Source organism: Klebsiella pneumoniae complex sp. WS1778, assembly GCF_049472055.1.
Taxonomy (GTDB): Bacteria; Pseudomonadota; Gammaproteobacteria; order Enterobacterales; family Enterobacteriaceae; genus Klebsiella; species Klebsiella quasipneumoniae.
On sequence record NZ_JBKGTJ010000003.1, the window covers coordinates 213,539 to 238,678 of the forward strand.

Annotated in this window: 25 protein-coding genes, 1 pseudogene and 1 riboswitch; of the genes and pseudogenes, 14 read left to right on the top strand and 12 right to left on the bottom strand. The window is 59.3% G+C overall.

The window, feature by feature from the left end; translation table 11 throughout:
- Positions 1 to 119: 119 nt before the first annotated feature.
- A complete protein-coding gene (bacA, locus tag ACLEXF_RS15560) occupies positions 120 to 941 on the top strand; it encodes an undecaprenyl-diphosphate phosphatase (protein WP_004205255.1) in 822 nt (273 codons plus the stop codon).
- A gap of 11 nt (positions 942 to 952) precedes the next feature.
- Here bacA and ACLEXF_RS15565 read toward each other — a convergent pair whose 3' ends face one another.
- A complete protein-coding gene (locus ACLEXF_RS15565) occupies positions 953 to 2,194 on the bottom strand; it encodes a multifunctional CCA addition/repair protein (RefSeq protein ID WP_017899740.1) in 1,242 nt (413 codons plus the stop codon).
- A gap of 61 nt (positions 2,195 to 2,255) precedes the next feature.
- Positions 2,256 to 2,876 (bottom strand): TIGR04211 family SH3 domain-containing protein, encoded by a 621-nt coding sequence (locus ACLEXF_RS15570; RefSeq protein ID WP_004205252.1) that lies wholly within the window; start codon positions 2,874 to 2,876, stop codon positions 2,256 to 2,258.
- 214 nt (positions 2,877 to 3,090) lie between these two features.
- On the opposite strand from ACLEXF_RS15570, the gene ACLEXF_RS15575 reads away from it, so the two are divergent.
- The 3 genes from ACLEXF_RS15575 to hldE are packed head-to-tail and all read left to right on the top strand — an operon-like array spanning position 3,091 to position 8,738.
- On the top strand, positions 3,091 to 4,389 hold the full coding sequence (locus ACLEXF_RS15575; protein ID WP_407259588.1) for an inorganic triphosphatase: 1,299 nt from the start codon (positions 3,091 to 3,093) through the stop codon (positions 4,387 to 4,389).
- Between the two features lie 19 nt (positions 4,390 to 4,408).
- A complete protein-coding gene (gene glnE / locus ACLEXF_RS15580; protein ID WP_177951915.1) occupies positions 4,409 to 7,246 on the top strand; it encodes a bifunctional [glutamate--ammonia ligase]-adenylyl-L-tyrosine phosphorylase/[glutamate--ammonia-ligase] adenylyltransferase in 2,838 nt (945 codons plus the stop codon).
- Between the two features lie 58 nt (positions 7,247 to 7,304).
- Positions 7,305 to 8,738 (top strand): bifunctional D-glycero-beta-D-manno-heptose-7-phosphate kinase/D-glycero-beta-D-manno-heptose 1-phosphate adenylyltransferase HldE, encoded by a 1,434-nt coding sequence (hldE, locus tag ACLEXF_RS15585; RefSeq protein WP_064187774.1) that lies wholly within the window; start codon positions 7,305 to 7,307, stop codon positions 8,736 to 8,738.
- An 80-nt stretch (positions 8,739 to 8,818) separates the two neighbouring features.
- Here hldE and ACLEXF_RS15590 read toward each other — a convergent pair.
- Positions 8,819 to 8,965 (bottom strand): annotated as a pseudogene (locus tag ACLEXF_RS15590) (hypothetical protein); the annotation flags it as partial.
- Here ACLEXF_RS15590 and glgS point away from each other — a divergent pair.
- Positions 8,957 to 9,154 (top strand): cell surface composition regulator GlgS, encoded by a 198-nt coding sequence (gene glgS / locus ACLEXF_RS15595; protein WP_004205248.1) that lies wholly within the window; start codon positions 8,957 to 8,959, stop codon positions 9,152 to 9,154. The pseudogene ACLEXF_RS15590 and the gene glgS overlap by 9 nt on opposite strands.
- A gap of 34 nt (positions 9,155 to 9,188) precedes the next feature.
- On the opposite strand, the gene ubiK is transcribed toward glgS, so the two are convergent.
- A complete protein-coding gene (gene ubiK, locus ACLEXF_RS15600; protein ID WP_048295602.1) occupies positions 9,189 to 9,461 on the bottom strand; it encodes a ubiquinone biosynthesis accessory factor UbiK in 273 nt (90 codons plus the stop codon).
- A gap of 120 nt (positions 9,462 to 9,581) precedes the next feature.
- Positions 9,582 to 9,733, top strand: a riboswitch (FMN riboswitch).
- A gap of 105 nt (positions 9,734 to 9,838) precedes the next feature.
- Between ubiK and ribB the strand changes: the two genes are divergently transcribed.
- Positions 9,839 to 10,492 (top strand): 3,4-dihydroxy-2-butanone-4-phosphate synthase, encoded by a 654-nt coding sequence (ribB, locus tag ACLEXF_RS15605; protein WP_017899745.1) that lies wholly within the window; start codon positions 9,839 to 9,841, stop codon positions 10,490 to 10,492.
- Positions 10,493 to 10,555: 63 nt separating this feature from the next.
- Here ribB and zupT read toward each other — a convergent pair whose 3' ends face one another.
- Positions 10,556 to 11,326 carry a zinc transporter ZupT gene (zupT, locus tag ACLEXF_RS15610; RefSeq protein WP_214455745.1) on the bottom strand — a complete coding sequence of 257 codons (771 nt, stop codon included), beginning with the start codon at positions 11,324 to 11,326 and terminating at the stop codon, positions 10,556 to 10,558.
- A 186-nt stretch (positions 11,327 to 11,512) separates the two neighbouring features.
- Here zupT and ygiD point away from each other — a divergent pair, with 186 nt between their 5' ends.
- Positions 11,513 to 12,304 (top strand): 4,5-DOPA dioxygenase extradiol, encoded by a 792-nt coding sequence (gene ygiD / locus ACLEXF_RS15615; RefSeq protein ID WP_004205244.1) that lies wholly within the window; start codon positions 11,513 to 11,515, stop codon positions 12,302 to 12,304.
- Positions 12,305 to 12,348: 44 nt separating this feature from the next.
- On the opposite strand, the gene ACLEXF_RS15620 is transcribed toward ygiD, so the two are convergent.
- From ACLEXF_RS15620 to tolC, 3 genes are all read right to left on the bottom strand, one after another.
- Positions 12,349 to 13,509 (bottom strand): glutathionylspermidine synthase family protein, encoded by a 1,161-nt coding sequence (locus ACLEXF_RS15620; protein WP_017899748.1) that lies wholly within the window; start codon positions 13,507 to 13,509, stop codon positions 12,349 to 12,351.
- Between the two features lie 5 nt (positions 13,510 to 13,514).
- Entirely contained in the window at positions 13,515 to 14,186 is a 672-nt protein-coding gene (locus ACLEXF_RS15625) for a DUF1190 family protein (RefSeq protein ID WP_002916849.1), read from the bottom strand.
- Between the two features lie 167 nt (positions 14,187 to 14,353).
- Positions 14,354 to 15,814, bottom strand: coding sequence for an outer membrane channel protein TolC (gene tolC / locus ACLEXF_RS15630; protein WP_004205242.1), 1,461 nt, complete (start codon positions 15,812 to 15,814; stop codon positions 14,354 to 14,356).
- 196 nt (positions 15,815 to 16,010) lie between these two features.
- Here tolC and nudF point away from each other — a divergent pair, with 196 nt between their 5' ends.
- Genes nudF through parE form a run of 5 tightly spaced genes read left to right on the top strand, consistent with a single transcriptional unit; the run spans position 16,011 to position 20,415 of the window.
- A complete protein-coding gene (gene nudF, locus ACLEXF_RS15635) occupies positions 16,011 to 16,643 on the top strand; it encodes an ADP-ribose diphosphatase (RefSeq protein ID WP_004205241.1) in 633 nt (210 codons plus the stop codon).
- On the top strand, positions 16,640 to 17,062 hold the full coding sequence (locus tag ACLEXF_RS15640; protein WP_004205239.1) for a DUF1249 family protein: 423 nt from the start codon (positions 16,640 to 16,642) through the stop codon (positions 17,060 to 17,062). Before nudF ends, ACLEXF_RS15640 begins: the two co-directional genes overlap by 4 nt.
- Before the next feature lie 24 nt (positions 17,063 to 17,086).
- Complete coding sequence (gene cpdA, locus ACLEXF_RS15645) at positions 17,087 to 17,914, top strand: 3',5'-cyclic-AMP phosphodiesterase (RefSeq protein ID WP_004205237.1); 828 nt, start codon at positions 17,087 to 17,089, stop codon at positions 17,912 to 17,914.
- The gene (gene yqiA / locus ACLEXF_RS15650) at positions 17,914 to 18,489 is read left to right on the top strand and encodes an esterase YqiA (RefSeq protein ID WP_004205236.1); all 576 of its coding nucleotides are present in this window, start codon (positions 17,914 to 17,916) and stop codon (positions 18,487 to 18,489) included. Before cpdA ends, yqiA begins: the two co-directional genes overlap by 1 nt.
- 30 nt (positions 18,490 to 18,519) lie before the next feature.
- Positions 18,520 to 20,415, top strand: coding sequence for a DNA topoisomerase IV subunit B (parE, locus tag ACLEXF_RS15655; RefSeq protein ID WP_004205235.1), 1,896 nt, complete (start codon positions 18,520 to 18,522; stop codon positions 20,413 to 20,415).
- A 73-nt stretch (positions 20,416 to 20,488) separates the two neighbouring features.
- Here parE and ACLEXF_RS15660 read toward each other — a convergent pair whose 3' ends face one another.
- The 4 genes from ACLEXF_RS15660 to qseB form a co-directional block, all read right to left on the bottom strand.
- Positions 20,489 to 20,803 (bottom strand): putative quinol monooxygenase, encoded by a 315-nt coding sequence (locus ACLEXF_RS15660; protein WP_004205233.1) that lies wholly within the window; start codon positions 20,801 to 20,803, stop codon positions 20,489 to 20,491.
- An 81-nt stretch (positions 20,804 to 20,884) separates the two neighbouring features.
- Positions 20,885 to 21,466, bottom strand: a complete 582-nt coding sequence (locus ACLEXF_RS15665; protein WP_023319164.1) for an NAD(P)H-dependent oxidoreductase — start codon at positions 21,464 to 21,466, stop codon at positions 20,885 to 20,887.
- Positions 21,467 to 21,572: 106 nt separating this feature from the next.
- Positions 21,573 to 22,922: a quorum sensing histidine kinase QseC gene (gene qseC / locus ACLEXF_RS15670; protein WP_032456627.1), complete on the bottom strand. Its 1,350-nt coding sequence runs from the start codon at positions 22,920 to 22,922 to the stop codon at positions 21,573 to 21,575.
- Positions 22,919 to 23,578: a quorum sensing response regulator transcription factor QseB gene (gene qseB, locus ACLEXF_RS15675; RefSeq protein WP_023319162.1), complete on the bottom strand. Its 660-nt coding sequence runs from the start codon at positions 23,576 to 23,578 to the stop codon at positions 22,919 to 22,921. Before qseB ends, qseC begins: the two co-directional genes overlap by 4 nt.
- Positions 23,579 to 23,728: 150 nt before the next feature.
- On the opposite strand from qseB, the gene ACLEXF_RS15680 reads away from it, so the two are divergent.
- Together ACLEXF_RS15680 and ACLEXF_RS15685 are read left to right on the top strand one after the other, a co-directional pair.
- Positions 23,729 to 24,124: a YgiW/YdeI family stress tolerance OB fold protein gene (locus ACLEXF_RS15680; RefSeq protein ID WP_230127726.1), complete on the top strand. Its 396-nt coding sequence runs from the start codon at positions 23,729 to 23,731 to the stop codon at positions 24,122 to 24,124.
- Between the two features lie 77 nt (positions 24,125 to 24,201).
- The gene (locus ACLEXF_RS15685) at positions 24,202 to 25,071 is read left to right on the top strand and encodes an AraC family transcriptional regulator (RefSeq protein ID WP_004205225.1); all 870 of its coding nucleotides are present in this window, start codon (positions 24,202 to 24,204) and stop codon (positions 25,069 to 25,071) included.
- Positions 25,072 to 25,140: the final 69 nt, after the last annotated feature.

Here is a 25,140-nt window from a genome sequence, read left to right on the forward strand (position 1 = left end):
ATCCTTGTGTACGCCGTGTATGCTGCGGATTGTGCGCCCTCTGGCAGTCGGGTTGTGCCTGTTGAACGATACCGTGTTCCTGGTTTTTTTCATTTTACTTTTTTAAAGGGTTTAATTGGATGAGCGATATACACTCGCTGCTGGTGGCGGCAATATTGGGTGTGGTTGAGGGGTTGACAGAGTTTTTACCTGTTTCCAGTACCGGTCATATGATTATTGTTGGTCACCTGCTGGGGTTTGAAGGTGATACGGCAAATACCTTTGAAGTGGTTATTCAGCTAGGCTCGATACTCGCCGTGGTGGTCATGTTCTGGCGTCGCCTGTTCGGCCTGATCGGCATCCATTTCGGCAGGCCGCCGGAGCACGAAGGTAAAGGCAGCGGTCGCTTGTCGCTTATCCATATCCTTCTCGGCATGATCCCCGCGGTGGTGATGGGGCTTATTTTCCACGACACCATTAAGTCTTTGTTTAACCCGGTAAACGTGATGTACGCCCTGATTGTCGGCGGTGTGCTGTTAATTGCGGCGGAAGTGCTGAAGCCGAAACAGCCGCGCGCGGTCGGGATTGACGATATGACCTATCGTCAGGCGTTCGTTATCGGCTGCTTCCAGTGCCTGGCGCTGTGGCCGGGCTTCTCCCGCTCAGGGGCGACCATCTCCGGCGGCATGCTGATGGGCGTCAGCCGCTACGCGGCGTCGGAATTCTCATTCCTGCTGGCGGTACCGATGATGATGGGCGCCACGGTGCTGGACGTCTACAAGAGCATCGGCTTCCTCAACATGGGCGATGTCCCGATGTTTGCCGTCGGCTTCGTGATGGCGTTTATCGTGGCGCTGATTGCGATTAAAACCTTCCTGCAGCTGATCAAACGGATCTCGTTCATTCCGTTCGCTATCTACCGCTTTATCGTCGCGGCAGCGGTTTACGTGGTCTTCTTCTAAGGCCTGCGCCCTCAGCCTTGCGGCTGGGGGCAACGCTGTTCCTTCCACTGCGCCACCGCCGCAATTCTCCGCCGCGTCAGCTCCTCGCGAATTTCCGCCCCTTTAAACCCCGCCGCCACCACCTCTTTGGTGGAGACCGACCGCGCCACTTCCCAGGCCTCTAATAGCAGGCGCCCCTGCGGATAATCGCTAGCCTCGAAACCGGTGCGCCCGCGAACGTCGGCTTCGCTGGTGAGGGCGATCTGCTGCACGCGCTGCGGTTTACGCCAGGCGTCAATGCTGTCGAAGAGTTTGACGAGGGTTTTCGGCTGCAGGATCGGCAGGGTGTGGATCAGATCATGATACTCCGCCACCAGTTTCGCGAGATCGCGGATATCGTTCGGCACCCGCAGACGCGCGCAGAGCTGTTCCACCAGCTTGACTCCCGCCGGGCCATGGCCGTGGTGACGCGGCCAGAGCGCTTTCGGCGTCAGCCCTTTGCCGAGGTCATGGCATAGGGTGGCGAAGCGCACATCGACGTCCGGCGACAGCATCGCGGCCATCGTGACGGTCATCAGGGTGTGCAGGCCGGTGTCGATTTCCGGGTGCCATTTGGCTGGGGCCGGCACACCGTACAGGGCGTCAATCTCCGGGAACAGCACCTTGAGGGCCTGGCAGTCGCGCAGCGTCTGAAAAAAGACCTGCGGGTTGCGGGTGGTCAACGCGCTTTCCGTCTCTTTCCACACCCGCTCCGGCGTTAAATGGGCCAGTTCGCCGGCCTCAACCATGGCGGCCATCAGGGTCTGGGTCTCTTCGGCAATGCGAAAACCGAGATGGGCATAGCGGGCGGCAAAGCGCGCCACGCGCAGCACGCGCAGCGGATCTTCGCTAAAGGCGGGGGAGACATGGCGCAGCAGACGCTGGCGGAGATCGTTTTGTCCGCCGTAGGGGTCGATAATTGCGCCGTCGGCGTCCTGGGCGAGGGCGTTGACCGTCAGGTCACGGCGCAGCAGATCCGCTTCGAGGGTGACGTCCGGGGCGGCATAGCAGGTAAAACCGGTATAGCCTGCGCCGGATTTGCGCTCGGTGCGGGCCAGGGCATACTCTTCCCGGCTTTGCGGATGAAGGAACACGGGAAAGTCGCGGCCTACCTGCTGATAGCCCGCGTCAAGCATCTGTTGCGGGGTGGCGCCCACCACCACCCAGTCTCGGTCTTTGACCGGCAGTCCTAACAGCGCGTCGCGCACCGCACCGCCGACCAGATAACTCTTCACGCCTGATTCTCCCGTATCTGTTTTTTGCAAGATGATACGTAAGTCTGGCAGAGAAGACGAATTAGTTCATCCACCGGTCTTTACGTTTGCGGCTTGGCACCAGATGCGGCAGCACCAGACCCAGCAGCAGACCGACGCCCAACACGCCGCCGCCGTACATAAACCACTGCATGATAATGGTGCGCTGTTTGTCATCAAGCTGCAGATTCGCCGCATTCACCTTCTTCTGCGCGACAACCAGCTCATTTTTCAACTTTTGGTTCTCGTCTTTCAGCGCGTTGATCACGCTGTCGCTGCCGGCGACTTTCTTCTGCATATCCGCCGTGCGCTGGTTCCAGGTGGCGTCGATATTATTCAGCTTATCGGTCAGCGTTTTGACCTGGTTTTCCAGATCCGGGACGCGGGTGCGCAGGCTGGGCTCGTTGCTCAGCTCTTTCAGCGGGATCCAGGCAGTACGCCCATTGGCGTCGCGGATCTGCGCGTAACTGGTGCTGTCGTTGGTTTGCAGCACCGCCACTTCTTCCCCGGCGTTGATGGTGCCGACCAGACGATAATTATCGCCCGGGCCGCTGCGAACCCAGGTGTTCAGCTCATCGGAAACGTAGCGCTTTTCTTCTGCGTGAACCGCCGTGGCGGCGCTAAGCGCGAGCAAAGTAAAAGTAATCAGGCGTAATTTTGGCATCAGGTCATCGTTTGGTCATAAAAAGTGGAACGATAGTAGAGGCATCGCCAGAGCGACGCAAAGTTTTCCGCCACAATCGGAATCATCCAGGAGGTGGCCCGGCAAAAAGCGCGTTGCATGGCGATTCGCCGCAAAATACTATCTACTGACAAAAAATATCGTCGTAAGTTCGCCGCAATTTGTCGGCGCAGCACAGAAGCGGAAGAATTCAGTCATGGCTCAAGAAATCGAACTTAAGTTTATCGTCGCTCAGGATGGGGTAGAGACGCTGCGCGAGCAGCTCAATGCGCTCGAGGCGAAACATACGCCCGCGGGCCAGTTGCTGAACATTTATTACGAAACCGCCGATAACTGGCTGCGTCGTCACGACATGGGGCTGCGCATCCGCGGCGATCAGGGCCGTTATGAAATGACGCTGAAAATCGCCGGTCGGGTGGTGGGCGGCCTGCACCAGCGCCCGGAATACAATATTCCCCTGGATAAACCGGAGCTGGCGCTTGAGCGCCTGCCGGCGGAGGTCTGGCCGCAAGGAGAACTTCCGGCCGCGCTGGCGGAGCATGTCCAGCCGCTGTTCAGCACCGACTTTGCCCGTGAACGCTGGGTGATCCAGGAAGGAAAGAGTGAGATTGAGATTGCCCTCGATCGCGGCGAAGTGAAGGCGGGCGAGCATCAGGAGCCGATCTGCGAGCTGGAGCTGGAGTTGCTCGCCGGGGAGACCGCCGATCTGCTGCGCTTCGCGCATCGTTTGCTGGAGAGCGGCGTCCTGCGTCAGGGGAGCCTGAGCAAAGCCGCGCGCGGGTATCATCTGGCGCAAGGCAACAATGAGCGCCCGGTGGCCCGGCTGGCGGTGCTGCCGGTGGCGGCGAAGGCCAGCGTGGAGCAGGGGCTGGAGGCGGCGCTGGAGAGCGCCCTGGCGCACTGGCTGTATCACGATGAGGTCTGGCTGCGCGGCAACGCGAAAGCTAAAGCGGAAATCCTGCTGGCGTTGGCCCGCGTGCGCCATGCCCTCGTGCTGTTCGGCGGCATCGTGCCGCGGAAGGCGACCACCCACCTCCGCGCCTTGCTGAACGACGCCGAAGCCGCGCTGCTGGCCGCGGACACCGCCGAGGAGGCGTTATTCTGCACCGAGGTCGTCGCCGCCAAACTGGCGCTGACCGAATGGCTGGTCCAGCGCGGCTGGCGTCCGTTCCTCAACGAGGCGGGAGAGAAAAAAATAGCCGGATCGTTCAAACGGTTTGCCGATATTAACCTCTCGCGGGTGGCGGCCGAGCTGCGCAGCGCCGTGCAGCATCTGGCGGTTGAAGATGCCGCCGACCAGTTGCCGAAGCTGTCCCGCGATATCGACAGCGTCCAGCTGCTGGCGGGCGCCTATGGCGACGCCGTCGCGCCGTGGCTGGAGAACTGGCAGGAGCTTCAGCGTGCGATAGAGCATGACGACCGCAGCGTCTTTGAATATTTCCGTCGCCAGGCGCTGGCTGCCGAGCCGTTCTGGCTGCATAGTGGAAAACGATAATTACAGGCCAGGGAGCCCTATGATGCCGCTTTCTTCGCAGTTACAGCAGCACTGGCAGACGGTCGCTGACCGCCTGCCAGCGGATTTTCCCGTCGCCGAACTGAGCCCGCAGGCCCGGTCGGTGATGGCGTTCAGTGATTTTGTCGAACAGAGTGTGATCGCCCAGCCAGGCTGGCTGAACGAGCTTGCGGACTCCTCGCCGGAGGCGGAAGAGTGGCGGCATTACGAGACCTGGCTGCAGGATCGCCTGCAAGCGGTGGCTGACGAAGCGGGGTTGATGCGAGAGCTGCGTCTTTTCCGCCGCCAGATGATGGTCCGCATTGCCTGGGCGCAGGCGCTGTCGCTGGTAAACGAAGAAGAGACGCTGCAGCAGCTGAGCGTCCTGGCAGAGACCCTGATTGTCGCCGCTCGCGACTGGCTGTATGCCGCCTGCTGTAAGGAGTGGGGAACGCCCTGCAACGCCGAGGGTCAGCCGCAGCCGCTGCTGATCCTCGGGATGGGAAAGCTGGGCGGCGGCGAGCTGAACTTCTCTTCCGATATCGATCTGATTTTTGCCTGGCCTGAGCATGGCGCCACCCGCGGCGGCCGCCGCGAGCTGGATAACGCCCAGTTCTTTACCCGCCTGGGACAGCGGCTGATCAAGGCGCTCGACCAGCCGACGCAGGACGGCTTTGTCTATCGGGTGGACATGCGCCTGCGACCGTTTGGCGACAGCGGGCCGCTGGTGCTCAGCTTTGCGGCGCTGGAGGATTATTACCAGGAGCAAGGCCGGGACTGGGAACGCTACGCGATGGTGAAAGCGCGGATCATGGGCGATAACGACGACGCCTACGCCAGCGAGCTGCGCGCGATGCTTCGCCCCTTCGTCTTCCGCCGCTATATCGACTTCAGCGTGATCCAGTCGCTGCGTAACATGAAAGGGATGATCGCTCGCGAAGTGCGGCGTCGCGGGCTGAAAGACAACATCAAGCTCGGCGCCGGCGGGATCCGTGAAATTGAATTTATCGTGCAGGTCTTTCAGCTGATCCGCGGCGGTCGCGAACCTGCGCTGCAGCAGCGGGCGCTGCTGCCGACGCTGGCGGCGATTGATGAGCTGCATCTGCTGCCGGAAGGCGACGCGGCGCTGCTGCGCGCGGCCTATCTGTTCCTGCGCCGGCTGGAAAATCTGCTGCAGAGCATCAACGATGAGCAGACCCAGACTCTGCCGCAGGATGAACTGAACCGCGCCAGGCTGGCGTGGGGGATGCATACCGATGACTGGGAGACGCTGAGTGCGCAGCTGGCGAGCCATATGGCCAGCGTGCGGCGGGTGTTTAATGAGCTGATCGGCGATGATGAGGCTCAGTCGCCGGATGAGCAGCTCGCCGAGTACTGGCGCGAGCTGTGGCAGGATGCGCTGGAAGAAGATGACGCCAGCCCGGCGCTGGCGCATTTAAACGACGCCGACCGCCGCAGCGTGCTGGCGCTGATTGCCGATTTCCGTAAAGAGCTGGATCGGCGCACCATCGGCCCGCGCGGCCGCCAGGTGCTGGATCAACTGATGCCGCATCTGCTGAGCGAAATCTGCTCGCGCGCCGATGCGCCGCTGCCTCTGGCGCGGATCACGCCGCTGTTGACCGGGATCGTCACTCGCACCACCTATCTTGAACTGCTGAGCGAATTCCCCGGCGCGCTGAAGCACCTGATTACGCTCTGCGCCGCGTCGCCGATGGTCGCCAGCCAGCTGGCGCGCCACCCCCTGCTGCTTGATGAGCTGCTGGATCCCAACACCCTCTATCAGCCGACGGCGACCGATGCCTATCGCGATGAGCTGCGTCAGTATCTGCTGCGGGTGCCGGAAGAGGATGAAGAGCAGCAGCTGGAGGCATTGCGCCAGTTCAAGCAGGCGCAGCTGCTGCATATCGCCGCGGCGGATATCGCTGGCACGCTACCGGTGATGAAGGTTAGCGATCACTTAACCTGGCTTGCCGAAGCCATCCTCGACGCGGTGGTGCAGCAGGCATGGGGACAGATGGTGGCCCGCTACGGCCAGCCGACCCATCTGCACGATCGCCAGGGGCGCGGCTTCGCCGTCGTCGGCTACGGCAAGCTCGGCGGCTGGGAGCTGGGCTACAGTTCCGATCTCGACCTGGTGTTCCTCCATGACTGCCCGCCGGAGGTGATGACCGACGGCGAGCGGGAGATCGACGGCCGTCAGTTCTACCTGCGGCTGGCTCAGCGGATCATGCATCTGTTCAGCACCCGCACTTCGTCCGGTATTCTCTACGAGGTTGACGCCCGGCTGCGCCCTTCCGGCGCGGCGGGGATGCTGGTCACCACCGCTGACGCGTTTGCCGACTATCAGCAGAACGAAGCCTGGACATGGGAGCATCAGGCGCTGGTGCGCGCTCGCGTGGTCTATGGCGACCCGGCGCTGCAGGCGCGATTTGACGCCATTCGGCGCGATATTCTGACCACCGTGCGGGATGGCGCGACCCTGCAGACCGAGGTTCGCGAGATGCGCGAGAAGATGCGCGCCCACCTTGGCAACAAACATGCCGATCGTTTTGATATCAAAGCCGATGCCGGTGGGATCACGGATATTGAATTTATTACCCAGTATCTGGTCCTACGCTATGCCAGCGACAAGCCAAAGCTGACCCGCTGGTCTGATAACGTGCGTATTCTCGAGCTGCTGGCGCAGAACGACATCATGGACGAGGAGGAAGCGCGAGCTTTAACGCACGCGTACACCACCTTGCGTGATGCGCTCCATCACCTGGCCCTGCAGGAGCTGCCGGGACACGTGGCGCCGGAGGCATTCAGCCGGGAACGTGAGCAGGTCAGCGCCAGCTGGCAGAAGTGGCTGATGGCTTAACTATAAAATCGGGTGTGCTATTATCGCGCGCAAAGTTTGCGTCTCGCAGGAGAGAGTCATGAAAGTAACGCTGCCGGAGTTTGAACGTGCAGGAGTGTTGGTGGTGGGTGATGTGATGCTGGACCGCTACTGGTACGGCCCCACCAGTCGTATTTCCCCGGAAGCCCCGGTGCCGGTGGTGAAGGTGGAAAATATCGAAGAACGTCCTGGCGGCGCGGCAAACGTAGCGATGAACATCGCCTCCCTGGGGGCAACGTCGCGCCTGGTGGGATTGACCGGGATTGATGACGCCGCTCGCGCGCTGAGCCAGGCGCTGGCCAACGTCAATGTGAAGTGCGACTTCGTCTCCGTCCCGACTCACCCGACCATCACCAAGCTGCGGGTGCTGTCGCGCAACCAGCAGCTGATCCGCCTCGACTTTGAAGAGGGCTTCTCCGGCGTTGATCCGCAGCCGATGCACGAGCGCATTCAGCAGGCGCTGGGCGCCATTGGCGCGCTGGTTCTCTCGGATTACGCCAAAGGGGCGCTGACCAGCGTCCAGACGATGATCAAGCTCGCCCGTGAAGCAGGCGTGCCGGTACTGATCGATCCGAAAGGCACCGATTTCGAACGCTATCGCGGCGCGACGCTGCTCACCCCGAACCTCTCTGAGTTTGAAGCGGTGGTGGGCAAGTGCCAGGACGAAGCGGAGATCGTTGAGCGCGGCATGAAGCTTATCGCCGAATTCGAACTGTCAGCGCTGCTGGTGACGCGCTCTGAGCAGGGGATGACGCTGCTGCAGCCGGGGCGTCCGCCGCTGCATATGCCGACCCAGGCTCAGGAAGTGTACGATGTCACCGGCGCCGGCGACACGGTGATTGGCGTGCTGGCGGCGACCCTGGCGTCCGGCAACACCCTGGAAGAGGCCTGCTATTTCGCTAACGCCGCGGCGGGCGTGGTGGTCGGTAAGCTGGGTACATCCACCGTTTCCCCTGTCGAGCTGGAAAACGCGGTCCGCGGCCGGGCTGAGACCGGCTTTGGCGTGATGAGCGAAGAAGAACTCAAACAGGCGGTTGCGGCGGCGCGCAAGCGCGGCGAGAAAGTGGTGATGACCAACGGCGTCTTCGACATTCTGCACGCCGGCCATGTCTCCTATCTGGCGAATGCGCGCAAACTGGGCGACCGTCTGATCGTGGCGGTCAACAGCGATGCCTCCACCAAACGACTGAAAGGCGAAACCCGCCCGGTAAACCCGCTGGAGCAGCGGATGATCGTGCTGGGGGCGCTGGAGGCGGTCGACTGGGTGGTCTCCTTCGAAGAAGATACACCGCAGCGCCTGATTGCCGGGATCCTGCCGGATCTGCTGGTGAAAGGCGGCGACTACAAACCGGAGCAGATCGCCGGCAGTGAAGAGGTCTGGGCGAACGGTGGCGAAGTGCTGGTGCTCAACTTTGAAGATGGTTGCTCAACCACCAACATTATTAAGAAAATACAAAAAGATAGCGAAAAATAACCGTTTCGTTATTCCCCCGCCATAACGGTGCGGCATCACGGCCTGCGATAGCGATATCGCGGGCCGTTTTTATTTAATGATGTGGAAAATGATTTGGCGCAATAAATAATCATATTAAGCGCATTTTTCGTACAGATGGCGTTAAGGTAAGCGTAAATACTGAAGTGAGTAAAAGGCATATGACTGATCAGAACATCCACCGCTGAAGGAGTATGCGCATGAACCATAACGACATGTATTCAATGAAGAATTTTGATTTTTTGGCACGGAGTTTCGCCAGAATGCACGCCCAGGGCCAGCCAGTTGATCTTCAGGCCATTGTCGGCAATATGGATGAAGAACATCGTGAATGGTTTTGCCAGCGCTATGAACTGTACTGTCGTCAGGTGAACAGCCCGGCGGAAGCCGCACACTAAGCCAACGCAAACGGGCCCCTGAGGGCCCGTTTTTTTACTGCTGCTCTTCGCTGTCAGGCGTCGTCGCCGGGCGGTTTTCGAGGTCATTCAGGCGCTGTTCCAGCAGCGCCAGTTTTTCGCGGGTCCGCAGCAGAACCTGAGTCTGCACGTCAAACTCTTCGCGGCTGACCAGGTCCAGACGGGTCAGCTGCGACTGCAGCGCCTGGCGGATTTTCTTTTCAACATCCTCACCCAGATCGCGAAGTCCTTTTGGCATCGACTCATGGACCTGGCGGGCGATTTGTTCAATTTTTTTCGGGTCAATCATGGTGGTTTCCTGCTCGGGTCGGATGATTGATCATTGTAGTGCGAACCAGGCCGCCTATAAACCAGAAATGTTTGAAGCTTATGCATTGCCGAGGATAGTCAATAGCGTTATAGTTATCTCGCTTATTCTCAGGGCGGGGCGAAATTCCCCACCGGCGGTAAATCAACCATGGCGTTGAAAGCCCGCGAGCGCTTCCCGTGACTACGGGAAGGTCAGCAGATCCGGTGTAATTCCGGGGCCGACGGTTAAAGTCCGGATGGGAGAGAGTAACGGCACAGTCGGGCCCAGGCCCGCTCGCGTTGACTTTTGCCGCTAAACCGGCGCTCCTAAGACTGCCCTGATTCTGGTAACCATAATTTTAATGAGGTTTTTTTACCATGAATCAGACGCTCCTTTCTTCTTTTGGTACCGCTTTTGAACGTGTGGAACACGCTTTGGACGCCCTGCGCGAAGGCCGCGGCGTGATGGTGCTTGACGATGAAGACCGTGAAAACGAAGGCGATATGATCTTCGCCGCCGAAACCATGACCGTAGAGCAGATGGCGCTGACCATTCGTCACGGCAGCGGCATTGTGTGCCTGTGCCTGACCGAAGATCGCCGCAAACAGCTGGATCTGCCGATGATGGTGGAGAACAACACCAGCGCCTACGGCACCGGCTTTACCGTAACCATCGAAGCGGCGGAAGGCGTGACCACCGGCGTTTCCGCTGCTGACCGCGTGACCACCGTCCGCGCGGCGATTGCCGACGGCGCGAAACCTTCCGATCTCAACCGTCCTGGCCACGTTTTCCCGCTGCGGGCGCAGCCGGGCGGCGTACTGACCCGCGGCGGCCATACCGAAGCCACTATTGACCTCGTGACCCTCGCTGGCTTCAAACCGGCAGGCGTGCTGTGCGAGCTGACCAATGACGATGGCACCATGGCGCGCGCGCCGGAGTGCATCGCGTTCGCTCAGCAGCACAATATGGCGGTGGTCACGATTGAAGATCTGGTGGCCTATCGTCGCGAACATGAGCGTAAAGCCAGCTAATCAGCGGCTGACAACGCCAGTGAAAACAGCCCGCTTATTAGTGGGCTGTTTTGTTTCTGTGCCTTAACCGATGCCCATCGTCTGGAGCACCACCAGACTCAGCCCCATCACCGACATCCCGCATAGAACGCCATAGCTCGGGTTGCTTTGCGGATCGATCTCTTTCGCCAGCGGCATCAGTTCATCGACCGACAGCGCCACCATAATCCCGGCGACGGCGGCCATGATCGCGCCCATGACCATCGGCGAGACCAGGCTACCCAGAATCAGCCACGCCAGCACGCCGCCCAAAATCTCCGCCATGCCGGAAAGACCGGCCCAGAGCACCGCCTTACTGCGCGATCCGGTGGCGGCATATACCGGCCCGGCAACGGCCAGTCCTTCAGGAATATTGTGCAGGGCGACGGCAAGCGCCACTCCCATGCCAAGCTCGAGGTTGTTGCTGGCCGTGACATAGGTGGCGATCCCTTCCGGAAAGTTATGCAGGCTGATACCCAACGTCAGCAGAGTGGCGGTGCGGCGTAAATTGCGCGGGCGCGGCGCGGCGGGGGTCATCAAATCCTGCGGGTGGGCATGCGGCAGCAGGCGATCGAGACCAAAGTAGCCCAGCAGGCCGAAAACAAACATTCCGTAGCCGAGCAGCGGCGACATGTCCTCGGCGGCCAGCGCGGCAGGCAGCATTTCCATCAACGAAATCAACAGCATGATCCCGGCGGCAAAGCCGAGGGAGAAGCCCAGCAGGCGGTTAGAGGGTTTCTGGCCAATCACGCCGAAAATGGCGCCTATAAAGGTTGCGCTACCGGCTAACAGCGTCAATATTAAGGGTGATGACATCGCTTCTCTCCCTGCGAAAATAAGTGCATAGGAGTATATTGCCTGAGGATGCGCGTACGGGACAGCTCCCTTTACCGCGAATTACATTCAAATTTTCTGACGATCATCATCATGGTTATCTGAGTTTATCCTGGCGCAAAAGCGCGTAATGTGAGCACATCACATTGACACCCTAAGGATATCATCATGTCCCGTACCCGAATGCCCGCGTTGTTTCTCGGCCATGGCAGCCCAATGAACGTGCTGGAAGACAACCGCTATACCCGCGCCTGGGCTCACCTGGGCGAAACCCTGCCGCGTCCGAAAGCGATCGTGGTGGTCTCTGCGCACTGGTTCACGCGCGGTACGGGCGTGACGGCGATGGAGGCCCCGAAGACCATTCACGACTTTGGCGGTTTCCCGCAGGCGCTGTATGACACCCATTACCCGGCGCCGGGCTCCCCGGCGCTGGCGCAACGGCTGGTGGAGCTGCTCTCGCCGGTGCCGGTCACTCTCGATAAAGAAGCCTGGGGATTTGACCATGGCTCGTGGGGCGTGCTGATCAAGATGTATCCGCAGGCGGATATCCCGATGGTTCAGCTGAGCATCGACAGCACCAAACCGCCGGCCTGGCATCTCGAAATGGGGCGAAAGCTGGCCTCGCTGCGTGATGAAGGGATTATGCTGGTGGCCAGCGGCAACGTGGTGCATAACCTGCGTACCGCCCGCTGGCATGGCGAGAACACGCCGTATCCGTGGGCGGAGTCCTTCAACAACTACGTGAAGGCGAATCTGCAGTGGCAGGGCCCGGACGATCAGCACCCGCTGGTTAACTACCTGGCACACGAAGGGGGCTCGCTCTCCAACCCCACGGCGGAGCATTTCCTGCCGCTGTTATACGTGCTGGGGGCATGGGATGGCGTTGAGGCGATTTCGACCCCGGTCGATGGCATCGAGATGGGTTCGCTGAGTATGCTGTCGGTGGTGGTTGGCGCCTGATAAAAATTGAGCTCCGGCGGCGGTATCGTCGCCGGAGCGCGACATTATTCGACGAAAATGTGCGGATAGAAACGCGACAGATCCTGGGTAATCAGCGCCCGGTCTTCACGAATGCCGATCCCGGCGGGCTGATCGTTGATGAGCCAGCTGCCAATCAGCGTGTAGCTGTCACCAAACTTCGGCAGCGGGTAAAATTCCTGCACGATAGTGCCTTCTTCCCCATACGGACCTTCCACCGACTCCACCACCTTGCCCTGTTCAACGATCGACACGTTGGCGCCTTCGCGGGAGAAGATCGGCTTAATGACGTACTTCTCCATCTCCGGATGGGCATCTTCGCTGAAGTAAGCCGCCAGCAGATTCGGGTGATTGGGGAACATTTCCCACAGCATCGGCAGCAGCGCTTTGTTGGAGATGATGCTCTTCCACGCCGGCTCCAGCCAGCGAACGCCGGCGTCTTCCAGCTTGGTGGAGAACATCTCCCGCAGCATAAACTCCCACGGATAGAGCTTGAACAGGTTGCCAATCACCTGATCCTGGAGATCGGTAAACTGGCCTTTTTCACCCAGTCCAATATCTTCGATGTAGAGGAATTCCGTCGCCAGCCCCGCCTCGGCGGCGCAGTCCTGCAGATATTGCACGGTGCCGCGATCTTCAACGGTATCGCGGCAGCAGGCCATATGCAGCAGCTGGAAGCCAAACTGCTCGCGCAGCTCACCGAAGCGATCGATCAGCTTCTCCTGCAGGCTATTGAACTGGTCGCTGCCCGCCGGCAGCTTGCCGGCGTTGAGCTGGTCTTCCAGCCAGATCCACTGGAAGAAGGCCGCTTCATACAGCGAGGTCGGCGTGTCGGCATTGTTCTCCAGCAGCTTCGGCTCGCCGACGCCATCCCAGGCCAGGTCGAGACGTGAGTAAAGTGACGGCTGGTTGGTTTTCCACGACTGGCGCACAAAGCCCCAGGTGTGTTTAGGGATGCGGAATTTGGCCATCAGCTCATCGCTGGCGATCACTTTTTCCACCACCTGAAGACACATCTGATGCAGCTCGGCGGTGACCTCCTCCAGCTTTTCCACCTGGGCGAGGCTCAGCTTGTAATAAGCCTCTTCGCTCCAGTAGGGCTCGCCGTACATGGTGTGGAAGTTGAAGCCGTATTCGGTCGCTTTCTCGCGCCAGTCCGGGCGCTCGGTAATGCTGACTCTTTCCATGTTGCTTAGCCGCCCATTGAGCGAGAAGAAGAGGTTGAGCCTGCGGCGCTACGCTGCATAGTCGACTGCTTCGCCACCGACTCGCCGAAGCCCCCGCGGGTGACGGTCGTGGTGGTTGCCGGTTTCGGCGCCATCGCGGTTTTCGGCACGTTCATGGTGCGGCCCGGTTGGGCGGCGCCATAGCTCTTACCGCTGGCGTCAGTGTACTGACCGTAGGCTGGGCTGGCAGGGTTTTTGGAGCTGAACAGCGGCTGCTGTTGCGCCATGCCGCCGCCCATCAGGCGGCCCATCATGTAACCGGCCATCAGCGGCATCCAGAAGCTGCCGCTGCTTTGCGCCTGGGCCTGGTTTTCCGGGGCGACGCCCGCCTGGGCAGGCGTTTGCTGGCACTGACCTTCGCCAAACTCGGCGACGCAGTCTTCGCGGGTGGCATATTTCGGCGCGGTGCGCTCTGCCTCTTTCACCGCGTTGGTGTAGGCCGTGGTGCATTCGGCTGCTTTGCCCGGGTTGGCGGCGGAGCAGTCATCGGCGTTCTGGTACAGCGAGACCGTTTCGTCGCTTTTTTCACAACCGGCAAGCATAAAGACCGCGGTGACGGCCAGGGCGACCGGCGTCAGGTGGCGTGCGCTCCAGCTTTTGCGGAACGACGAATGATTAATATTTTTTGTCCGTTTCATATTTGTCTTCCAGGACCCAGTGGTATGGCGTGTGTTAACGCTCAGGATAGAGGATGAGTGGTGGAAAATGAAGCGAAGAGGGGCGCTAAGCGGGGGATCTTTACGTTGCCTTACGTTTAACGCATCGCCTGTCCGACGGACAGGCGATGCGCGTCACAGTATGAAAATTACTGACGGAACGGATTGCTGCCGCTGCTATGGGTCGTCGTCCGTGCGGACGCCGGCTTCATAGCCGCAGTCGTGTTGCCGTAACCATCGGCAGTAGCATCCTGCTGCGGATTTTCCGGCGCGACGCTGTCGGCAGAGGTCGAGATCGGTTTGCCCAAGGTATTGTTCAGGGCGATCAGATCCTGCTCGTTCAGCGTACCTAACGCCGACTTTATGTTCAGCTCGTTGATCAGGTAGTTGTAGCGCGCATTAGAGAGCTGCTGTTTGGCGTTGTACAGCGTGGTGGTGGCGTCGAGGACGTCAACGATAGTACGGGTACCCACCGAGTAGCCAGCTTCCATCGCATCCAGGGAGCTTTGCGCAGAGACCACCGCCTGTTTGTAGGCGTTGATGCTGCTGATAGAGGCATTCACGTTGTTAAACGAAGAACGCACGGTCTGGACCACGCTGCGGTGAGCGCTTTCCAGCTGCTCGCTGGCGCCGACGAAATTGTACTGCGCCTGTTTGACCTGCGAGTTAACCATCCCGCCCTGGTACAGCGGCAGGGAGAAGCTCAGGCCGATTTTATTCTGACCGATATCAGCATCTTGCGAGATGCTTTTTGAGCCGCTGTAGCGGTTGTTGGAAACGCCAGAAGAGGCGTTTAAATCCAGGGTCGGCAAATGGCCGTCCTGCGCCTGGCGAATCTGCTCGCGGGCCAGGTCCTGATTCAGACGCGCCTGCAGCAGCGACAGGTTGCGGTTCTCCGCTTCCTTCAGCAGGGCGTTCACCGCCTGCGGTTTGCTGGTTTTGAAGCCGTCTACGTTCAGGGAGGCCAGCTCCGGGTAGTAGTTGCCGGTAACCTGGCGCAGCTCTTCCACGGCGTTGTCGAGATCGTTACGCGCGGTCACTTCGTTCGCCAGCACGGCGTCGTATTGTGAGCGGGCGTTCTGCACGTCGGTGATCGCCACCAGACCGACGTTAAAGCGCTGGGTGGTTTGATCCAACTGACGGTAAATAGCCTGTTTCTGCGCTTCGGTATAAGAGAGCGTATCGATGGCGGCCAGCACTTTGAAATAGGCCGTCGCGGTATTCAGAATCAGCGTTTGCTGATCGGTCTGATACGTGACATCCTGAATGCCTGCCGCTTTTTCCTGCAGCGTCAGGGCGCGCCATTTCGACATATCAAACAGAACCTGCGTTAACTGCAGCGAGCCGCTGGTGACGTTAGAATTCTGGTCTTTATAATCACGGAAGCCGCTGGTATAGGTATAATCCGCTCCCAGCCCGAGCTGAGGCAGTAATGGACTGCGCGCTTCGTTGATCTTTTCGAATGCGGCGTCACGATCGGCTGCCGATTTACGCAGATCGGGGTTGCTGATGCGCGCCTGCTGGTAAACCTGAAGCAGGTTTTCCGCCTGGCTCATGGCGCTGAACCCGGTCAGGCTCAGGCCGATAAGAATGGGGAGCAATTTCTTCATTTGCATTCCTTGTTGTGAAGCATTTAGCGCTGGTCTAATTCTAAGAAAAATTCCGCTGATTGTATCGATTCTGCCGCCGTAAAAAGTTGGCGTTACGTGCCATCCGGCGGTAATTTGCACCAATCTAACATACGGACCGTAAAACGGTAGCCAAACGGTCTGGAAATCCCTCATTTCGGATTAGCAGGACATAACAATGAGCAAACCCATCCACCAGGGAATTACCTTCTCCAAAAATGATGTAGAAATTATTGCACGCGAAACGCTGTATCGTGGTTTTTTTTCACTCGATTTATACCGTTTTCGCCACCGCCTGTTTAACGGCGGCATGAGCGGCGAAGTCACCCGTGAAATTTTTGAGCGCGGGCATGCCGCCGTCTTGCTACCCTTTGACCCGGTGCGGGACGAAGTGGTGCTGGTCGAACAAATCCGTATCGCCGCCTATGATACCAGCGAGAGCCCTTGGCTGCTGGAAATGGTCGCCGGCATGATCGAGGCGGGTGAGACGGTGGAAGATGTCGCCCGTCGGGAAGCGCTGGAAGAGGCCGGGCTTGAAGTTGGGCGGACGAAACCAATATTAAGCTATCTGGCCAGTCCTGGCGGCACCAGTGAACGGTTATCGATCCTGGTGGGCGAAGTTGATGCATCGACGGCAAAAGGCATTCACGGCCTGGCCGAGGAAAATGAGGATATTCGGGTGCATGTGGTAAGCCGGGAGCAGGCTTACCAGTGGGTAGAAGAGGGGAAAATCGACAACGCAGCCTCTGTCATCGCCTTGCAATGGCTGCAATTGCATTATCACAATTTACGAAACGAGTGGACAAAATGAAGCGTTATACACCTGACTTCCCTGAGATGATGCGCCTGTGCGAGACCAATTTCGCCCAGTTGCGCCGCCTGTTGCCGCGAACGGATGCAGCGGGTGAGAAGGTGAGCTATCAGGTGGGAAGCGCGCAATATCGGTTAACGATAACGGAATCAACCCGCTACACTACTCTGGTGGCGATAGAGCAGACTCTGCCAGCGGTGAGCTACTGGAGTCTGCCATCCATGACCGTTCGCCTCTACCATGACGCCATGGTGGCCGAAGTGTGTTCGAGTCAGCAGATCTTTCGCTTCAAAGCGCGATATGATTATCCTAATAAAAAGTTGCATCAACGCGACGAAAAGCATCAAATTAACCAGTTTCTGGCCGACTGGCTGCGTTACTGTTTAGCACATGGAGCGATGGCGATTCCGGTTTGTTAGCGTCGTTAAACCTAAGGACACCATTTGGAAAGCCTGTTAAACCTACCTCTGGCTGGTGAGGCCAGAGTCAGGATCTTACAAATTACTGATACTCACCTGTTTGCTGAAAAACATGAAACGTTGTTAGGCATCAATACCTGGGAAAGCTATCAGGCCGTACTGTCGGCCATTCATGCCTCACAGCGTCCATGCGATTTGATTGTCGCAACAGGCGATCTGGCGCAGGATCACTCCTCCGCGGCCTACCAGCATTTTGCTGAGGGCATCGCGAGTTTTGCTGCACCCTGCGTCTGGCTACCGGGCAACCATGATTTCCAGCCGGCGATGTACAGCACCCTGCAGGAGTCGGGCATTTCCCCCGCCAAGCGCGTGTTTCTCGGCGACCACTGGCAGATCCTGCTGCTGGATAGCCAGGTGTTTGGCGTTCCCCATGGTGAGCTGAGCGACTTCCAGCTGGAATGGCTCGAACATAAGCTGGCGGAGGCGCCGGAGCGTTATACCTTACTTCTGCTGCATCATCATCCGCTGCCGGCCGGCTGCAGCTGGCTGGATCAACACAGTCTGCGCAACGCTGGCGCGCTGGACAGCGCGCTGAGCGCCTGGCCGCGGGTGAAGCATCTGCTGTGCGGCCATATTCATCAGGAACTGGATCTCGACTGGAATGGCCGACGTATGATGGCGACGCCGTCGACCTGCGTTCAGTTCAAGCCGCACTGCGCCAATTTCACCCTCGATACGGTGTCGCCGGGCTGGCGCTGGCTGGAGCTTCACCCTGACGGAACGCTGACCACCGAAGTGTGCCGCCTGGAAGGCGCGGCGTTTCATCCGGATATTGCTTCAGAAGGCTACTGATGGCGACGCTTCTTTATCTGCACGGCTTTAACAGTTCCCCGCGCTCGGCGAAGGCGACGGCGTTAAAGACCTGGCTGGCGCAGCACTATCCTGAGATCGCCATGGTGGTGCCTGAGCTGCCGCCTTACCCGGCGGAAACGGCGGAGCTGCTGGAGTCCATCGTGCTGGAGCACGGCGGCGAGCCGCTGGGGGTCGTAGGGTCGTCGCTGGGCGGCTACTACGCCACCTGGCTGTCGCAATGCTTTATGCTGCCAGCGGTCGTGGTTAACCCGGCGGTGCGGCCGTTTGAGCTGCTGAACAATTTTCTCGGCCACAATGAGAATCCGTACACCGGGCAACAATATGTGCTAGAGTCTCGCCATATTTACGATCTCAAAGTCATGCAAATCGACCCGCTCGAAGCGCCGGATTTACTCTGGCTGCTGCAGCAGACCGGGGATGAAGTGCTTGATTACCGCCAGGCCGTTCATTACTACGCCTCCTGCCGGCAGACGGTGGAGGAGGGCGGTAATCACGCATTTGTCGGCTTTGACGATCATTTCACTCAGATTATCGAATTTCTCGGCCTGCGCTAAACGGCCCTGAACGACCTACGAATACACACCATGACGCAATCTTCATATAACGCTGATGCCATTGAGGTACTCACCGGGCTAGAGCCGGTGCGCCGCCGTCCGGGCATGTATACCGACACCACCCGTCCTAACCATCTTGGTCAGGAAGTGATTGATAACAGTGTGGACGAAGCGCTGGCAGGCCACGCCAAACGCGTGGAAGTGATCCTTCACGCCGACCAGTCCCTCGAGGTGATTGACGACGGGCGCGGGATGCCGGTCGACATTCACCCGGAAGAGGGGGTGCCGGCGGTTGAGCTGATCCTCTGCCGACTGCACGCGGGCGGTAAGTTTTCCAACAAAAACTACCAGTTTTCCGGCGGCCTGCACGGGGTGGGGATTTCGGTGGTCAACGCCCTGTCTAAACGCGTGGAGGTCAACGTGCGTCGCGACGGTCAGGTCTACAGCATCGCCTTTGAGAATGGTGAGAAAGTAGAAGACCTGCACGTCACCGGCACCTGCGGTAAACGCAACACCGGGACCAGCGTCCATTTCTGGCCTGACGAAAGCTTCTTCGATAGCCCGCGCTTCTCCGTTTCGCGTTTGACCCACTTGTTAAAAGCGAAAGCGGTGCTGTGCCCGGGCGTGGAAATTGTTTTTCGCGATCAGGTCAACAACAGCGAGCAGAGCTGGTGCTATGCCGATGGCCTTAACGACTACCTTAGCGAAGCGGTGAACGGCCTGCCGCTGCTGCCGGAAAAACCCTTCGTCGGCACCTTCTCCGGTGAGACGGAGGCGGTGGACTGGGCGCTGCTGTGGCTGCCGGAAGGCGGCGAGCTGCTGACCGAGAGTTATGTCAACCTGATCCCGACCATGCAGGGCGGGACGCACGTCAACGGCCTGCGCCAGGGGCTGCTGGACGCGATGCGTGAGTTCTGCGAGTACCGTAATATTCTGCCGCGCGGGGTGAAACTGTCGGCGGAAGATATCTGGGATCGCTGCGCCTACGTGCTGTCGGTGAAGATGCAGGATCCGCAGTTCGCCGGGCAAACCAAAGAGCGCCTGTCGTCGCGCCAGTGCGCGGCGTTCGTCTCTGGCGTGGTGAAAGACGCCTTCAGCCTGTGGTTGAACCAGAACGTGCAGGCTGCGGAGCTGCTGGCGGAGATGGCCATCTCCAGCGCCCAGCGTCGTCTGCGCGCCGCCAAGAAAGTGGTGCGCAAAAAGCTGACCAGCGGTCCGGCGCTGCCGGGTAAGCTGGCCGACTGCACCGCCCAGGATCTGAACCGTACCGAACTGTTCCTCGTCGAAGGGGACTCGGCGGGCGGGTCAGCCAAGCAGGCGCGCGATCGTGAATATCAGGCGATCATGCCGCTGAAAGGCAAGATCCTTAATACCTGGGAAGTCTCTTCCGATGAAGTGTTAGCTTCGCAAGAAGTGCACGACATTTCGGTGGCGATTGGTATTGACCCGGATAGCGATGATTTAAGCCAGCTGCGCTATGGCAAAATTTGTATTCTGGCGGATGCGGACTCCGATGGCCTGCACATTGCCACGCTGCTGTGCGCGCTGTTCGTGAGACATTTCCGTACTCTGGTGAAAGAGGGGCACGTCTACGTGGCGCTGCCGCCGCTGTACCGTATCGACCTCGGCAAAGAGGTTTACTACGCGCTAACGGAAGAAGAAAAAACCGGCGTGCTGGAGCAGCTGAAGCGCAAGAAAGGCAAGCCAAACGTCCAGCGCTTTAAAGGTCTCGGCGAGATGAACCCGATGCAGCTGCGGGAAACCACCCTCGACCCGAATACCCGCCGCCTGGTGCAGCTGGTGATCAGCGATGAGGATGAGCAGCAGACCACGGCGATGATGGATATGCTGTTGGCCAAGAAACGTTCTGAAGACCGTCGCAACTGGCTGCAGGAGAAGGGCGATATGGCGGACCTGGAAGTGTAAGACCGCACGCTGCGCCAGACGTAAAAGGGAGCCTCAGGCTCCCTTTTCTTATTCCGTTTCAGCGTCGGCGGGCTTAGACGCCGGCCTGCAGGATACGGATGGTGGTCTCCAGCACATCGCCTTTGACCGCTTCCGACCAGGCTTTCATGTGCGGGGTCTGCAGGTGCGCTTCAAGATGCGCGACGCTTTCCCACTGCTCCACCATGACGATAGAGTCAGGAGCGGTGGTCTGGAAGCTGACGCCAGCGGCATGATCCACCATAGGCGCATAGCCGTGGCAGCCGGCTTCCTGCAAAACGGTCGGAATAATTTTCGCGAACTGATCGAGAACCGCCTGGCGGTGGTGCTGGCCCGGACGGGTACGGATTTCTGCAATCACTGTTAACATGGTTAACTCAACTCCTTCTGTGTGGATCTTGTCATACTCCAGGTTCCAATAACTCGAAATATGTAGAGCATAGACCCCTAGTTAACCAAAAATTTCCGCCAGATGCTTGCGATATTCTGCGATATACCGCGGGACATCAGGCATTTTTATCACGTCGTTGGCGATAAAGGTTGGCAGCGCCTCCATACCCAGGAACTGGTTGGCTTTATGGAACGGCAGGTAAACGCCGTCAACGCCAACGCCGTGGAAGAACTGCTCTTTGTCGGTGAAGGCCTCCATTGGCGCGTTCCAGGTCAGGGAGAGCATATATTTTTTCCCCTGCACCAGGCCGCCGGAGCCATATTTTTTGCTGGCGTCGGAGCGGGTACGGCCGTCGCTGGCGTACAGCGAACCGTGGCCTTCGGTAAAGACGTCATCCATATATTTTTTCACCGTCCACGGGGCGCCCATCCACCAGCCCGGCATCTGCCAGATCACCACATCGGCCCAGAGGAAATTCTGCACTTCGGCTTTTACGTCGTACTCGCTTTCGGCGCGAACGCTTTTAACATCGTGCCCGGCGTCGCGCAGATAACTCTCCGCGACCTCGGTCAGGGTGTCGTTCAGTTGGCCATTCGAGTGGGCGAATTTTTTTGCGCCATTGATAATCAGGATGTTGCTCATTAGTTGTCCTCAATCTTGAAAATTTGCCGACGATCTTACCCCGCGAAGCGGGGCAGTAAAATGAGCAAAATGTGCAAAGTCTTTTGCTAAATGAGCAATAATCCCGCTACCAGCCAACGCGGGCTTCGAAGCCGCCGTCGCGGGCGTTGGCAAACTCGACGCGCATGCCATGCAGCGAGGCGATGCGCCGGACGATAGACAAGCCCAGGCCGCTGCCCGGAGCATCCTGACCCGGTGGGCGATAGAAACGCTCGCCGATGCGCGCCAGCGCCTGCGGGCTGATGCCGGGGCCGTTATCGCGGACCCGAAACTCGCGGGCGTTGAGGGTGATATCGACCTGGCTGCCGCGCGGGCTGTAGCGCACCGCGTTATCCAGCAGATTGCGCACCAGCAGGCTGAGGAGCAGCGGCTGGCCGGTGCGGGAGATGCCAGAGGCATTAAGATGCAGGCGCAGCTCAATCCCGGACTGCTGCGCCGGGTGGTACATCTCCATTACCGCCGACTGCAGCAGGTCGTCGAGGGCGACCGGCTGCAGGTCGTCCAGCTGGGCGAGCGAGTCCAGCCGCGACAGCGTCAGCAGCTGATCCACCAGACGGGTGGCGCGATCGATCCCCTGATGGAGCTGAGCCAGGGCTTTCTCCCGCCCTTGTGGATCGTCCAGAGAGAGCTGGGCGACTTCAGTCTGCACCTTCAGCGCCGCCAACGGGCTGCGCAGCTCGTGGGCGGCATCAGAGGTAAACCGACGCTCGCGCAGCATGACGTCGTGGGTGCGCTGGAACAGCTGATTCAGCGCTTCGACCAGTGGGCGGACTTCAGGGGGGATCTTCTCCACGCTGAGCGATTCCGCCGAGTCCGGCGCGCGCAGACGCAGCGTGCGCGCCAGATGTTTCAACGGCGCCAGTTCGCGGCTTAACAGCACGATGAGCAGCACGAACATCAGCGGCAGGGCGACCATCCACGGAGTGAGCTGCGAGGTGACAATGTCCATCGCCATTTCGCGGCGATAATCCCACTCCTGGCCGACGGCGATGCGGTGGCGGCCATCGGCGGTGGTTAACCACAGGAAGCGCCACTCGTCATCATCGCCGCGCAGGTAGCCATCGCTAAAGCCCTCACGCTGCGAGTGCCACTGTATATCCTCTCCGTTCTCGCCGTCGTTAAGCACCATTTTGCCGTCGCGGGTGAAGATGGCGAACGCCAGCGCATCGTCGTCGATATGCCCGTGGCGCACCTTTTTCTTTTCCCCGAGCGATACCGGCGGGGCGCGCAGTTCATCGAAATGCATGGCGCTCAGGCGGCGGGCGAACAGCAGCTGCTGGGTATCAAACAGCTTATCCAGCTTTTTACTGGTTTGCTGCCAGGCGATCACGCTGGCCACGCCCCAGGCGGCGGCGGTCAGCACGGCAAACAGCAGCGTCAGGCGCAGGCGCAGGCTCAGGCGGGCAAGTCGTTTCATGCGTCACCCAGGGTATAGCCGATGCCGTGGACGGTGCGGATAAATTCACTGCCGAGTTTGCGCCGCAGATGGTGGACGTGAACTTCCACGGCGTTGCTGGAGACCTCGTCGTCCCAGTTGTAGAGCTTTTCTTCAATAAGCTTACGCGGCAGCACGCGCCCGGCGTTACGCAGCAGCAGTTCCAGCAGGGCGAACTCCTTCGGCTTCAGCGTCAGGCTTTCGCCGTCGAGGCTGGCGGTTAAGCGGTTCGGGTCAAGGCGTACCTTGCCGTGGCGCAACTCGCTGCTGCTCTGGCCGTGGGCACGGCGGATCAATGCTTCGAGGCGGGCCGCTACCTCAATCAGGGCGAAAGGTTTGCACAGATAATCATCGGCGCCCAGGCGCAGCCCCTCCACCCGCTGGCTGAGCGCATCGCGGGCGGTGAGGATCAGCACCGGTTCATGGCGGCCTTTGTCGCGCCACTCGCGCAGAATATCGAGGCCATCAACGCCAGGAAGAGTGAGATCAAGAATTGCCGCGTCGTAGGGGGCGCTGTATAGGGCGTTTTTGCCCTCCAGCCCGGCGGTAAACCAGTCGATGCTGAAGCCCATTTTGCTTAGCCCGGCCTTAATGCCATCGCCGATTAACTTGTCATCTTCCACCAATAATATGCGCATGTTTCCCTCTGACGATCCTGATTCTTTGCGCAGTAAACCGCGTTGAAGCGGGTGATGTACAGCATTAAAATTTCTTTTTTCCGCTTAAGAAGTCGTTAAGTTTTGTCGGGCGTAATAGGAGCCATACCAACACAAAAGGGAGAATATAAGATGAAAAAAATTGCTGCGATGACCGCGATTATTGCCCTGGTTTCCATGCCGGTACTGGCCGCCGGGCAGGGAGGATTCACCGGACCGTCTACTACCACTACCACCCAGGGCGGCGGCTTCACCGGCCCGAGCGGCGCGATCACCACCGTCACCAATGTCAAATCGCTGCGGGACGATACCTGGGTGACCCTGCGCGGCAAAATCACCGAGCGCGTTTCCGACGATCTGTATAAGTTCCAGGATGCTACCGGAGTGATCAATGTCGATATCGACCACAAACGCTGGAACGGCGTCACCGTCGGCCCACAGGACACGGTAGAAATTCAGGGGGAAGTCGATAAGGACTGGAACTCGGTGGAAATCGACGTTAAACAGATCCGTAAAATCGCGCCATAAGTCTCCGTCGGATAAGCGCAAGATCGGTCAGGCATCGCTATCCTCGCTCTGTCAGAGTATGTCGCGAGGAGGAGACGATGAACGATATTAAGGCCAGCCCGGGGTATGTCGGGCGCTTCCAGCGCGTCTGTAGGTACATTGCGCACCATCTTGATGAGCCGCTGTCGCTGGAGATGCTGAGCGCGATAGCGCACAGTTCGCCTTACCATTTTCACCGGCAATTTAGCGCTTATACCGGCATTCCCTTGTACCGGTATATTCAGTGGTTGCGTCTGCGACGCGCCTGTTGGCGCCTGGCGTTCAACCCCCGCGATAAAGTCATCGATATTGCCCTTGATGCCGGATTTCAGAATGCGGAGTCGTTCAGTCGTGCCTTCCGTACCGCGTTTGACCAAAGCCCGACCCAGTTCCGTCAGCAACCGGACTGGGCCGAGTGGCATCGACGCGTACCGAAACATACGCTACAGGAGCAAACGTCGATGGACGTCAACATTATTTCGTTCCCCACCACCCGGATAGCCGTACTGCAACATCGCGGCAGCCCGGACCTTGTCAACGCCACCGCCGCGCGTTTTATCGCCTGGCGTAAAACGAGCGGATTATCGCCCATCGCCACCTGCGATACCTGGGGGATCGCCTGGGACGATCCGCAGACCACCCCGCAGGGGGAATTTCGTTTTGACATCTGCGGTACGGTCGCACGGCCGGTCGGTGAAAACGCCTTTGGCGTGATTAACGGCGAAATCCCCAGCGGACGCTGCGCCGTCGTGCGCCATCACGGCTCGCTGGACACGCTGGCGAACAGCGTTTGGTTTCTCTATCGCGACTGGTTACCCGCTTCAGGCGAGACGTTACGGGATTTTCCGGTGTACTTCCGTTACCTCAATTTTGTCCATGAGGTGGCTGAGCATGAGCTGCAAACCGATATTTATCTGCCGCTGGCCTGATTAAGGTGACGGAATCCTCAACCGATCTCACGGCCTGTGACTCAGGGCGTGAGATCGGGTATTATCGCG